General features: G+C 66.0%; 11 protein-coding genes. 8 read left to right on the top strand and 3 right to left on the bottom strand.

All coding sequences use genetic code 11. The features are described 5' to 3' along the window. Nucleotides 1–57: 57 nt before the first annotated feature. Complete coding sequence (locus tag MMSR116_RS06230) at nt 58–471, bottom strand: MerR family transcriptional regulator (protein WP_083920199.1); 414 nt, start codon at nt 469–471, stop codon at nt 58–60. A gap of 59 nt (nt 472–530) precedes the next feature. Between MMSR116_RS06230 and MMSR116_RS06225 the strand changes: the two genes are divergently transcribed. Further along, the gene (locus MMSR116_RS06225) at nt 531–1,277 is read left to right on the top strand and encodes a cation transporter (protein ID WP_010683298.1); all 747 of its coding nucleotides are present in this window, start codon (nt 531–533) and stop codon (nt 1,275–1,277) included. A gap of 248 nt (nt 1,278–1,525) precedes the next feature. Here MMSR116_RS06225 and MMSR116_RS06220 read toward each other — a convergent pair whose 3' ends face one another. Then, entirely contained in the window at nt 1,526–2,587 is a 1,062-nt protein-coding gene (locus MMSR116_RS06220) for a DMT family transporter (RefSeq protein ID WP_010683297.1), read from the bottom strand. A 770-nt stretch (nt 2,588–3,357) separates the two neighbouring features. Between MMSR116_RS06220 and MMSR116_RS06215 the strand changes: the two genes are divergently transcribed. Both MMSR116_RS06215 and MMSR116_RS06210 read left to right on the top strand, forming a co-directional pair. Beyond that, a complete protein-coding gene (locus tag MMSR116_RS06215) occupies nt 3,358–4,329 on the top strand; it encodes a zinc-binding alcohol dehydrogenase family protein (RefSeq protein WP_039892816.1) in 972 nt (323 codons plus the stop codon). Between the two features lie 262 nt (nt 4,330–4,591). Next, nucleotides 4,592–5,698: a hypothetical protein gene (locus MMSR116_RS06210; RefSeq protein WP_010683295.1), complete on the top strand. Its 1,107-nt coding sequence runs from the start codon at nt 4,592–4,594 to the stop codon at nt 5,696–5,698. 199 nt (nt 5,699–5,897) lie between these two features. Here the strand turns inward: MMSR116_RS06210 and MMSR116_RS06205 are convergent, their stop codons facing one another. Continuing rightward, the gene (locus tag MMSR116_RS06205) at nt 5,898–6,368 is read right to left on the bottom strand and encodes a nuclear transport factor 2 family protein (protein ID WP_010683294.1); all 471 of its coding nucleotides are present in this window, start codon (nt 6,366–6,368) and stop codon (nt 5,898–5,900) included. Nucleotides 6,369–6,708: 340 nt separating this feature from the next. On the opposite strand from MMSR116_RS06205, the gene MMSR116_RS06200 reads away from it, so the two are divergent. The 5 genes from MMSR116_RS06200 to MMSR116_RS06180 all read left to right on the top strand — a co-directional run bounded on the left by MMSR116_RS06200 (nt 6,709) and on the right by MMSR116_RS06180 (nt 12,535). Continuing rightward, nucleotides 6,709–7,608, top strand: a complete 900-nt coding sequence (locus MMSR116_RS06200) for a LysR family transcriptional regulator (protein ID WP_051072151.1) — start codon at nt 6,709–6,711, stop codon at nt 7,606–7,608. A 574-nt stretch (nt 7,609–8,182) separates the two neighbouring features. Continuing rightward, nucleotides 8,183–9,235, top strand: a complete 1,053-nt coding sequence (locus MMSR116_RS06195; RefSeq protein WP_010683292.1) for an ABC transporter substrate-binding protein — start codon at nt 8,183–8,185, stop codon at nt 9,233–9,235. Nucleotides 9,236–9,239: 4 nt separating this feature from the next. Next, nucleotides 9,240–10,169, top strand: coding sequence for an ABC transporter permease (locus MMSR116_RS06190; RefSeq protein WP_010683291.1), 930 nt, complete (start codon nt 9,240–9,242; stop codon nt 10,167–10,169). Beyond that, nucleotides 10,159–10,965: an ABC transporter ATP-binding protein gene (locus tag MMSR116_RS06185; RefSeq protein ID WP_010683290.1), complete on the top strand. Its 807-nt coding sequence runs from the start codon at nt 10,159–10,161 to the stop codon at nt 10,963–10,965. Before MMSR116_RS06190 ends, MMSR116_RS06185 begins: the two co-directional genes overlap by 11 nt. Before the next feature lie 28 nt (nt 10,966–10,993). Next, nucleotides 10,994–12,535: an amidohydrolase family protein gene (locus MMSR116_RS06180; protein ID WP_010683289.1), complete on the top strand. Its 1,542-nt coding sequence runs from the start codon at nt 10,994–10,996 to the stop codon at nt 12,533–12,535.

Genomic DNA, 12,535 nt, shown 5'->3' with positions numbered 1-12,535 from the left:
TCGACCCCTTGGGGTCACATGGGCGGGTAGTCGAACTAGCTCGAAGCGGAATATCCGCTACTCGGGGCTGTGTTCTGGATCAGCCAGAGCCTCGATGACATGGCAATCGCCTACCCGACCGTGACCGCAGGTGTCGAGAGCGCGCTGCAGTTCGCGCCGGAGCGCTACGAGTTGCGCGATGCGCCGGTCGATATCCTCGACGTGATGCCGGGCGATGCCATCAACCTCAGCACACGGACGCTCAGGCTGTTCGCTGAGCGCCAGCAGTTGGCGGACAGCGGCGACCTCAAACCCTAGCTCGCGCGCGTGTCGGATGAAATTAAGCCGCGCCACCGCGGCGGCTGTGTATCGGCGCTGCTGGCCTTCGGTGCGGGTCGGCGCGGGGAGCAGTCCGGCCCCTTCGTAATAGCGAATGGTCGGCACCTTAACGCCAGACCGCCGCGCCAACTCGCCGATGGAAATCTCCGCCATCGCCCCTTGAACCTCTAGTGGCTAGAGAGACTATGTGAGGGCCGTAAGGGAGTCACCCCATGGCCGATAGCTGCTGCAAGAGCGACGATGCCTGCTGCGAACCACCCGCCCTCGTGTTGCCGGGTCAGTCCCCGCAGGCTGCACCCGCTGCTCACGGCACCCCAGGCGATACCTGCTGCCCGAAGGGCGTGCCGGTGTTCGACGGGGTGGATCCTCGCTACAAGCGCATCCTCTGGACGGTGATCGCCCTCAACGGGGCGATGTTCCTCGGCGAAATGGTGGCAGGTCAAGTCGCCGGATCGCAGTCGCTGAAAGCCGACGCCCTCGACTTCCTCGCCGATACCGTGACCTATGGCCTCTCGCTGGCTGTGATCGGCGCAAACCTGCGCACCCGTGCCTCGGCCGCGCTCGCCAAGGGCGTATCGCTGTCGCTGATGGCCCTGTGGGTGTTCGGCTCAACAGTCTACCAGACGCTTATCCTCGGCCTGCCAAAGGCGGAGGTCATGGGTGTCGTCGGCGTGCTGGCACTCGCGGTGAATGCCGCTTCGGTACTGCTGCTGCAGCCTTACAAGGACGGCGATGCCAACGTCCGCTCGGTCTGGCTGTGCTCGCGCAACGACACCATCGGCAACGTGATCGTCATGGGCGCGGCCTTGGCGGTGTGGGGTACCTCGACGGCGTGGCCCGATCTGCTCGTGGCAGCGATCATGGCAGGCATCTTCCTGACCTCCTCCGTGCAAATCCTACGGCAGGCGTGGGCCGAATATCGCGAGGGTCAACGCTCTGTCCCAGTTCCGGCTGAGTAGATCAGGGCAGACTGCATTGGTTCGGAAGAGGGCGACGAGGATGTCCGCTTCTTTCAGATCATCCCTGAAAGCGGATCGGCAGAAAACCACCCTGAGCCGCCCTTCCGACAGCGACCCAACCCAGCCGCCTGAGGCGCTGTCGGAGTTCACCCGAAGCGGACGTTCGTCAGCCCTCCGGCAACTTCAGCTCAGGGTGGGCAGCAGGCACCGATACTTTGCTCTGACGTGGACCCTCCAGCTATGACCCTTCAGACATGACCGTGCTGATGGTGTAGGTCCGGGTAGTGCGGATGGGTGTGCCGCAGCGGCTCATGCCGATGCCAGTGGGAGTGCGGCTCCGTCACCGGCCCGTCGTGATGATGCTGGTGGTGCGCGTCGTGAACATGAGCGTGTTCGTGCTCCATCGCCTCGTGAACGTGCTCGTGCTCGTGGCGCTCTACGAGGTGCAACGCCAGACCCACGCCCATCAGCGCGCCGGCCACGACGAGCTGCACCGTCACCGGCTCGACCAGCAGCCCGACGGCAATCACTGCGCCGATGAAGGGCGCCAGTGAGAAGTAGGCCCCGGTGCGCGCCGCACCGAGGTGGCGCAAGGCCAGCATGAACAAGACGAGGCTCACCCCGACGCCGAGGAAACCGACCACGGCCGCTGCACTGATCGTCGTCATGGATGGCATGGCCGCGCCCAGCATCAGTGCCAGAACGACGTTGACGCTGCCCGCCACTACCCCCTTGATCGTAGCCGTCACCACCGGATCGGCCGAGGACAGCTTTCGCGTCAGGTTGTTGTCGATGCCCCAGGCCAGACACGCAGCGGCGATCAGCACTGCGCCTGCATCGAGGCGCACACCCTCACCGTTCCACGACAACACGACCGCGCCCATGAGGATGGCGAACGCGCCGAGCATCAGCCGACGATCGACGTTCTCTCGGAACACCACCCAGGCGATGAGCATGGTCGCCAACCCTTCGAGGTTGAGCAGCAACGATCCGGAGGCGGCAGAGGTCTGCGACAGCCCCAGCATCAGCAGGAGCGGCCCGGCCAACCCGCCGAACAGCACGACTGCTGCCAGCCACGGCAGATCATGCCGGCGAAGCGGAGCTTCCTGGGCCGGAACGCCAAGGGTAGCTCGGCTGACATGCACGGCTGCCAGGCCGACGCCCGCACCTAGGTAGAGCAGCCCAGCAAGCAGTTGCGGCGACACCGTGCCGAGCAGAAGCTTTGCGAACGGAGCAGAGGCACCGAACAAGATGGCCGAAACGAGGGCCAACGGCACCCCAGGCCAGAGGTGGGAATGGGAGTGTTTCATCCCCCAACTCTAACAGCGTTTCAGAGAGTGCCGGAGAGCGAACCGTCCGACCTGCCGCAGAGGTTCGTGAGCGGCTTTATCGGCGATGTCCGCTCGATGCATTCGCAGCCCAGAAGCAGCCCGGCAGAAATCCACCCTACCCAGACGTACAGAGGCGCCCGACTGTGGGACTGGATTTGGCCGGAGGCTGCCGGCCTGCTTCGAAACAGGCGAGGCACCGAACCGGACGTCTTTGCTCCGTTCCCTCAGGCATCGGCGTGGCGTAAGCTCAGATGCATCGTCGAAAGCAATGCGCTGGCGTGATCCGCCCGTGGCGGCCGCCAATGTCGGCTGGTGCTCCTGCGAGCGACACTACGAGCGAGCGCTCCCCAACGCCTCGCGGCCGACCAACTCATCCTAGATTTGAGAAAGATATTCCCAGATTCGCAGACTAGCCACAGTCGTCGCTTCGTTGCAAAGCTATGGAACGGTGTCGATCAGGTACGGCAGCCGGATGTTGATCACGGATGACGGTGCACGCGGAAGCCCGTCAGGCGGCCCAGTGTCGACGCGCTTGGGTAGGCCAACTAGATCACCTGCACGCCGACAGGCGTGCTCTTTCCGGTATCCGGCGTCGGCGAATGCACCGTCGCCGATGCGGTGCAGGTCCGCGAAGAGGCGAACGGCATGGCGACCATTCTGATCCGGCGGACGGCTCTCCCCGTTCCTGGCGTAGCGCCCAAGGCTTCGACCGGTTGGTCCGAGAAGAGCACACCTGAGTCATGAGTACTATGAAGGCGGCCGTGATCCGCGCCCCGGGCGGCCCCGAAGCGCTGCGCGTCGAGGCGTTGCCGATCCCCGAGGCGCGTCCCGGCCATGTTCTCATTCGGATCGAAGCCTTCGGGCTGAACCGTTCCGAGCTGTTCACCCGGCAGGGCCTGTCGCCCAACGTCCGCTTCCCCCGCGTGCTCGGCATCGAGGCGGTGGGCACGGTAGCGGCAGCGCCCGGCGGCGAGTTCCAGCCGGGGGAGACGGTTGCCACGGTGATGGGCGGCATGGGGCGCGACTTCGACGGGGGCTACGCCGAGTACACTCTGGTGCCGGCGGGCAACGTGCAGGTGTTCCGCACCGATCTCACGTGGGATCGGCTGGGGGCGCTGCCCGAGATGCTGCAGACCGCTTGGGGTTCGCTCCACCGCGCGCTGCGTCTGACGAGCGGCGAGCGGCTACTGATCCGCGGCGGAACGACTTCCGTCGGCATGGCCGCCGCGGCGATCGCCAAGACGTGGGGCGCTACCATCGCGGCCACGTCGCGCAGCCCAGCGAGCGAGGAGGCGCTGCGAGCGCTCGGCGTCGACCTGTTCGTGGTGGATGACGGCGCCGTCGCTACGACGGTCCGGCGCGCGTGGGAGGGGGGCGCCGACAAGGTGCTGGAACTGATCGGGGCGACCACGCTCTCCGACTCGCTGCGTGCCGCGCGCGAGCCGGGAATCGTGTGCATGACGGGCATGGTCGGCAACAGTTGGTCGCTCCCCGATTTCAGCCCCATGGAAGCGATCCCGACCGGCGTGTGCCTCACCACCTACGATGGCGGCGTCCGCGACTTCGTCGGCATGCCGATGCAGGCGCTGATCGACCAGGTCGCTGCCGGCACCCTACCCGTCGCGGTCGGCCGCGTGTTCCACCTGGACGACATCGTCGAGGCGCATCGTACGATGGAGGAGAACCGAGCGCGCGGTAAGATCGTCGTGCTGACGCGTTGAGCGCTTCGACTGCTGAATCGCGCGGCGGCAACTTCAGGATCTCGCCGGTCCTGGTGACCGTCGGCCCATGGCGCCAACCGGCAGCGGACCCCGATACCGACCATGTTGTGGGCTTGTCCAGCCTCTTGGACATCCAGCCAAAACTAAATGCCGCAACAGAGATCGGCGGCTGTATGTCGCGCGCTCGGCAGCACCGACTTCGTAGGTATCAACGCCGTGCTCGCCAAGACCCTCAATGTGAAGCGGACTGGAAACACAAATCATGGTCGATGTTCTGATGCGTAAGAATTACTCGCGACCTGGCATTTCCAAGATGGCTTCTGCGTGTGCCGTCGGGATCTACCTCCTGCTCGGCTCGCTCGTGGGCGACCCTGCCTTTGGTCAGACTGCATCCTCCGCAGAGGGGGCGAGCCAGCTCCCTGCGGACTGGCGAGATGTCAAGGATGGGGTCGGCGGCTATCCCGCGGGGCCGATGCTCGAGATCGCCCTGCGTCGCACGCACTCGGACAAACTTGAGATGTTCAAGTGGCGCTCGGAGTTCATCGCGATGCTGAGCGCGCAGCCGGGCCCGCTGGTCGAGCGCGAGTGGCGTTCGATCTGGGGCCGTCCCGAGAACACGGGCGCGGGCACCTGGACCGGTATGACGTGGTGGGAAAACCAGCAGCGTTGGCAGGATATGGCCAACATGCTGTTTCCTACGCCGGCCGCCGAGCGGTGGCTTCGCACGCTCGACATGACGCTGGTTTTCGTGAAGCCGCTCGACAGCAGTTTCGACCTTCGAACGCTAGCCCAATCCGGCGATCAAGTGCTCGAGCTGGGCTTACTCGTCTTCCCCATATCGGGCCCAAACGCGGTCTCTGAGAAGGATCCCGCTGCCGCTCGAGCCTATCTTGATGCTCTCAGGAAAAACGATGCCAAAACCTATCGATTTGCCATCTACCCCAATCCAGCCGGATTGGATGGCCCTTTCACCGTGGCTTACAACAAGAATGGCCCACCAGCCACGACCGGCGAGAAGTGGTTCGTCTATATGGCGAGCTACCCCTCGGCGGAGGCGCGTACGCGGATTCAATCGACTGATGAGGTGCGTCGTGCGTTCGACGCCATCACGGACGCTACGGTGAAGGAGCATTCGGACATACAGGTCATGACTCGAACGACCTCGCAGGTGTGCATCAAGAAGGCGACCCATGCATGCTCACTCGACCCGGACGACTGCCATGTCGGCGTGATGGGGAGTGGCGATACCTGGGCCGCAAGCTGCGGTGAGCGCCCTCAGCCGTGTGTGACGGCTTACGATGTCTGTTCCCAGCTCTCCCCCAGGACCTGTGATGCGGTGGGCGGCAGGCGCGTCGATGGCTGCCGCTGATCCGCTCGCCCCTGGTCCGAGGGACTCCTGGTGAACAGCCTCACTCGACGAGAGCGAGGGCCGTGATGCTGCGCGCCGCCGATGGGGGAGGCGTCGGCGGAGGTCGCAAGCGGGGGCCTTCGGCGCGCAGGCCGGAGATCACTGCTGGGTTCGACGAGACGCTCGACGGACTGGCGATGAGGTAGGCGGACGGGACGCGTCAGTCGCCAACTGTGACCATCTCGCCCGACGGATCGCCGGCAAAGGTCCAGATGCCGCTCTTGCGGAAGGTCGACCCGGTGCCGAGCGTGTCTTCCATGTACAACATGTACGTGACCAAACCGCCCTGGAGTTTCGCGTGCACGGCGAAGGGCGACACGAAGACCTTGTCGAGGTTCACCGAGTGGACCGTGAAGCTGCCGAACACGGCCACGTTCTCGTCGTCGCCGAAGATGTCGCGGATATCGAAATCGTCGATCGTCCAGAACGTGTTCAATGTCCGGAACGTCGAGAGTATCCTCTCGCGTCCGTTTCGATGCGTGCCGGCCCAGGGCATGAGTTTCTTCAGTTCGGGGTTATCCCAGGTCAGCGAGATGTAGACCGCATCCTCCGCCATCAGGCGGTCCACGACCTCGGGATCAGTCGCCCCCTCCAGCAGTTCCCGGACGACGTCGATGCTGCGGCAACTCATGTTCCATCCCTTCCCGATGTTCCCCAGAATGCCTTTTCTGAGGGCGACGTCGTGGACGAGACCGCCCGGCCTCGTTCCAAACCGTCTTCATGTCAATCCGGCGGGCCCGATCCGTCACCGCCGGGTCTGAGCGATCGTGGGCTCACCGATAGCCGGGGCCGCGGACCCACCGCCTGGGAGCAAGACCAGCATAGATACGACTGAAGCGGCGGACCGAACCGTCTCCCAAAGCGTTGTAGACGGCGATCAACGATCCCAAAGTTCTATGCGATCCTCCGATGTTCTGTAAGGGGCCCACGATGAGAAAGTGTTTTGCAGATATGAGACGATGACGCCTGACTTGAACGCCCTGCTGATCTTCGCGCGGGTTGTCGAAGCCGGTGGCTTCTCGGCAGCCGCGCGGCAGCTGCGCATGCCGGTGTCAACGGTCAGCCGGCGCGTGGCGGATCTTGAGGCCGAACTTGGCATCCGACTGCTGGAGCGCTCGACGCGGCGACTGCGCTTGACCGACCTCGGCGCCGCGGTGCTGGATCAGGCCCGCCGCGGTGCCGAGATCAGCGAGGCGGTCATCGGCCTGGTTTTGGATCAAGCCACGCACGTGTCGGGCGTGCTGCGCATCGCGGCGCTGCCGAGCCTCTGCGATACGCTGATGGCACCGCTCGTCGGCGCCTTCCAGGCCGAGCACCCGGACGTGCGGGTGCAGGTGATCGTGATCGAGCGCCACGTCGACCCCGTCGCGGATGGCATCGACCTTGTGCTGCGCTATGGCGCGCTGGCGGACTCCGCCCTCGTCGCGCGCCCGGTGCTGACTTACCGCCACCAACTCGTAGCGAGCCCGGCCTACCTCGTGCAGGCCGGCGCGCCGCGAGGTCCGCAGGACCTACACCGGCACCGCCTGGTGGCATTCTCGATCGGCCGGCCGGACCACAGCTGGGTGTTGGTTGGCGCGAACGAGCGGCGCGAGACGGTGTCTTTCCAGCCGTACCTGACCATGAACGACTACACCGGCTTGGCTGCGGCCCTCGCGGCGGGCGCGGGCATCGGCGGGTTGCCACCGGTGGTGCGGCCGGAACTGATGCGGGCGGGCCAGCTGGTTGAGGTCATGCCGGACTGGCGCTTCCGCACGTTCGACCTGTCGCTGGTCCATCTCGGCCACGCGCACACGCCGCGACCGGTGCGGCTGTTCCGGGACTTCGCCGCGCGCACGGCGCCGACGCTGTTCCCGAACTTGCCGGTATGAACAGGGATGCAGTCGGCGCCGGTTTGCTCATCGCCGGGCGACATCTGCGCCATGACCGCTTTCGAGCGAATCATCCGAACTCACGGATGACCGCATCGGGCGCGAAGCAGCCGACTGGACATGGCCGAAAGCCGCCGGTCCGCTGCGGAGAAGGTTAGCCTGGAATGCCGACGATCCAGTAGCGACTTTGCGGGATACCCGGAAGGACGGCTTGCAGGCTTCCGACCCTCGCTATCGAAGCCAGCGAGCGACCGGGCTACGTCGAGTGATGTCGACAGCCCCGCGAGAAGCGGGGCGTCCCCAGCGGGCCTGCTGGATACGAGCTCCGTGAGGCGGACAGGTTTCACGAAGCCAATACGGTCAATCCCCGCATTTGGCACGCTTCTTGGTTCTTATTTGCTAGCGCAGCGTCGCTCTGGCGATAGCTAAAGGTTGGCGTGCCGTCGATGTGCTGAGGTGCCGGGCGACCGGATCTCCGCGACTGCCTAGAGCCTGTCCCGAGCTCCGATCCCTCCGTCTAACATCGGCACGTGGTCCGGCGGATCGTACGATCCGCCCTCTGAGGAGAGTCGATATGTGCGACCGCCACGGCGATTATCGCGTCCCAGACTTCTCGCGGTTCAAACCCAGCCGCAGGCGCTTCCTCAGCGGCACCGCCGCGGCGCTCACCCTGGCGGTGGGCCCAGGCCTGAGCAGCCCGGCCGCGGCGGCCACCGGCATCCGGGCGACGCACGGGACCGGCTTCTGCAACCTCAACTTCTTCCTGGCCGAGGCGATGCAGCTTGCCAAGGATGACGGCCTCACCATCGACTTCGTCAACACGCCGACCTTCTCCGATCAGGTTACCTTCCTCGGGATGGGTCAGGTCGATGCCGGCGTGATGCCCTACACGAGCTTCATGGCGCTCTACGATGCCGGCGCTCCGGTGAAGATCGTGGCCGGGGGCGGCATCGAGGGCTGCGTGCTCGTGGCCCAACCGGGCCTCGACAGCTCGGAGAAGCTCAAGGGCAAGACGCTCGGCACCTTCCAGCTCGATACGCTGGAGGTTTTGCCCTACGACTGGCTGAAGAAGAACGGCGTTGCCTTCAAGGACATTACGGTCCGCTACATGGGCTCGACCCCGGAGGCCGTAGAGGCGTTCCGCGCCGGTGCGCTGGACATCATCTCGACCATCGAACCCTACGGCACGGCGCTCCTCACCGACGTGAAGGGCGCGGTCAAACTCTCCGACGGCACCGACATCTACGGCAAGGGCTACACCGACTGCGTGCTGGCGGTCCGCAACGAGCTGATCGCCAAGAACCCGGGCGCCGTCAAAGCCCTGATCAAGGGCATGATGAAGGCCCAGGCGATGGCGGAAGGCGATCCCCAGACCGCCCTGAACAAGCTCGTCGGCTCCTACTACAAGACCTCGATGAGCAACGCCCAGCTCGCCATGGGCCGGCAGCCCTCGGTGGTGGACGCCCGCAACCAGACGCAGTTCATCCTCGACCGGACCGATTCCGTCGCCGAGATGGGCTACATCAAGAAGAAGCCCGGCCGCGACGCGATTGACTGGACCCTGCTGGAGCAGGTCATCGCCGAGAACCCGGATCTCTACGGCAAGCTCAAGCTGAAGTCGGCCTGAGCGGATGGCCGTCGATCTTGCCCGCGCCGCCGCCGTCCCGCACGGCCGGCCGCGCCTCCCGTTCGGTCAGCGCCTCGCGCTGCCCGACGGGTTCGTCCCGCTCCTGCAAAGGACCGGCTGGATGCTGGTCTCGGTCGGCTGCTTCGCCGGCCTGTGGGAGCTGCTCTGGGCGTTCGGCATCTCCGACGCCAAGCTGCTGCCGCCGCCGCACATCTTCCTCGGTAACCTCGTCGAGCAGGCGCGCTTCTTCAACACCGCGCAGCGCTGGCAGATCGGCACCGGGATGAATGCCGGCCCGAGCCCCGCCATGGCGGTGCTGATCACCGTGCTCGCCTCCACGGGCCGGGTCCTGGCGGGGCTGTTCCTGGCCGCGACCCTGTCGATCCTGGTCGGGGTTGCGATCCGCTACTTTGTTCTGTTCGAGCGGCTGACGCTGCCGACCATCACGATGCTGGCGCCGGTCTCGCCGATCGCGTGGCTGCCGGTGGCGATCTTCATGTTCGGGATCGGCAACGCGCCCGCCATCTTCATGGTGTTCATCGCCCTGTTCTTCACGATGGTGCTCTCGACCATCCACCAGATCGACGGAGTCAACCGGAACTACATCAACGTCGCCCGCACCATGGGCGCGTCGAAGCGCCAGATCTACAGGCGGGTGATCGTGCCGGCGATCCTCCCGGGCCTGCTCGCGGTGCTGCGCCTCAACCTGTTTGGCGCTTGGATGGTGGTGCTCGTCGCCGAGGCGACCGGCGTCGGGTACGGGCTCGGACAGGTGATCATGCTGGCGCGCAACACCTTCAACCCGTCGCTCGTGTTCTTCACCATCACACTAATCGGCCTTCTCGGCTTCGCCTTCGACCTGCTGTTCCGGCTGGTCCAGCGGCGTCTGCTGTACTGGCTGCCGCGCGACACGGGGTCCGCCCTTGGCCTCTGATCGCATCTCCGACGACGCCGTCTCCTGCCGCGGCGTCGCCAAGGTCTGGGCGGCCGGCACCGCCCGCGCTCACGAGGCCCTGCGAGACATCGACCTCACCGTGCGGCCCGGCGAGTTCGTAGTGTTCCTCGGCCCCTCGGGCTGCGGGAAGAGCACGCTCCTCTACCTGATCGCCGGGCTCGAACCCGCCTCCGGCGGCGAGCTCTTGACCTTCGGCGAGGCCGTCACCGGCCCCTCGCCGGAGCGCAGCCTGATTTTCCAGGAGACCTCGCTGCTGCCCTGGCTCAGCGTCTGGCAGAATGTCAGCTTCGGCCTGTCGCTGAAGGGCACGCCGGAGATCGAACGCCGGAGCGTGGCCCGGACGGCGCTGCAGCGGGTCGGCCTCGCCGAGGCTTTCGACAAGCGGCCGGACGAGTTGTCCGGCGGCATGCGCCAGCGGGTGGCGGTGGCCCGCGCGCTGGCCATGCGGCCGAAGGTCCTGCTGATGGACGAACCTTTTGCAGCCCTCGACGTCCAGACCCGCCAGAAGATGCAGGACTTCCTGCTCGACGTCTGGCGCGACAGCGGCGCCTCGGTGCTGTTCGTGACCCACCACATCGACGAGGCGGTGGCGCTCGCCGACCGGGTGGTGGTGTTCACCGCCCGCCCCGGGCGGATCAAGACGATCGTCCGCAACGATCTCGCCCGCCCGCGCGACCCGTTCTCCCCCGAGGCCGAGGCGATGCGGCGCCACCTCACCGAGCTCCTGCGCGACGAGGTCGACCGGGCCTTCGCCGAGCAGGAAGCGCTCGTCTGATCCTTTCCCAATCAAGATGGACCCAACCATGGCCACATCGCTGATCCGCAGCCTCCGGATGATCACCCGTACCCTCGACCACGATCGCTGGGAGGAGATCGCCGACGGCGCGGTGCTGCAGAAGGACGGCGTGATCGAGGCGGTCGGCACCTACGCGGACCTGCACGCCCGCTACCCCGACGCCCCGGTGATCGGCTCCGGCCGCGAGATCCTGCTGCCGGGCTTCGTCAACGGCCACCACCATGTCGGCCTGACGCCAGTGCAGCTCGGCTCGCCCGATATGCCCCTGGAACTGTGGTTCGTCACCCGCATGGTGGCGCGCAACCTAAACCTCTACCTCGACACCCTGTACTCGGCCTTCGAGATGGTCGGCTCCGGGATCACCACGGTCCAGCACATCCACGGCTGGATGCCCGGCAGCCTGGAGGAAGTCGAGGCGCGCTCCAACGAAGTGCTGCGCGCCTATCGCGACATCGGCATGCGGGTCTCGTACTGCTTCGCGGTCCGTGACCAGAACCGGCTCGTCTACCAGGCCGACACGGACTTCGTGGCGAGTCTGCCGGCGCCGCTGCAGGACCCGATGAAGCGTTGGTTCGAGCGCTTCCAGATGTCCCTGGAGGACAATTTTTCCCTCTTTCGCAGCCTGCACAGCGGTCAGGAGGGTGCCCGCCGGGCGAAGATCCAGCTCGCGCCCGCCAACCTGCATTGGTGCTCCGACGCGGCCCTCGAAGGGCTCGCCGGCCTGTCGGAATCCTACGACGTACCGATGCACATGCATCTCGTCGAGACCGCCTATCAGAAGGCCTATGCCGAGAAGCGCGGCGGCGGCACCGCCCTCGACTATCTCGACCGGTTCGGCATGCTCGGTCCGCGCCTGACGCTCGGCCACGGCGTTTGGCTCAATGAAGCCGACATCGACCGGGTGGCCGCGACCGGCACCTGTATCTGCCACAATTGCTCGTCGAACTTCCGGCTACGCTCCGGCGTGGCGGCGCTCAACCGCTTCGAGGCCAAGGGGGTCAACACCGCCATCGGCCTCGACGAAGCCGGCATCAACGACGACCGCGACATGCTCCAGGAGATGCGCCTCGTGCTGCGCGCCCACCGGGTGCCCGGCATGGACGAGGCCGACGTGCCCAGCATGGCCCAAGTGCTGCGCATGGCCACCGTCGGCGGCGCCCGCACCACCCCCTACGGCGAGAGCCTTGGCACGATCGAAGTCGGCAAGGGCGCCGACCTCGTCCTGCTCGACTGGGACCAGATCGCCTACCCATATCTCGATCCGGAGACACCACTCCTCGACGCGGTGATTCAGCGGGCGAAGACCGGCGGTATCACCACGGTGCTTTGTGACGGCGAGGTGCTTTACGCGGACGGGCGCTTCACCCGGGTCGACCGGGACGCGGCCCTGAAGGCGCTGCACGACGAACTGTCGCGGACGCTGTCGGACGACGAGGTCGAACGGCGCCAGCTTTCGAAGGCGCTGCTGCCGCACGCCCGCCGCTTCTACGCCGACTACATCAACCCGTCGCGGCACGAGCCGTTCTACCGCCCGAGCTCGCGCGTCTGA

Source organism: Methylobacterium mesophilicum SR1.6/6, from assembly GCF_000364445.2.
Taxonomy (GTDB): Bacteria; Pseudomonadota; Alphaproteobacteria; order Rhizobiales; family Beijerinckiaceae; genus Methylobacterium; species Methylobacterium mesophilicum_A.
This window is presented reverse-complemented; position numbering and strand designations above follow the sequence as displayed.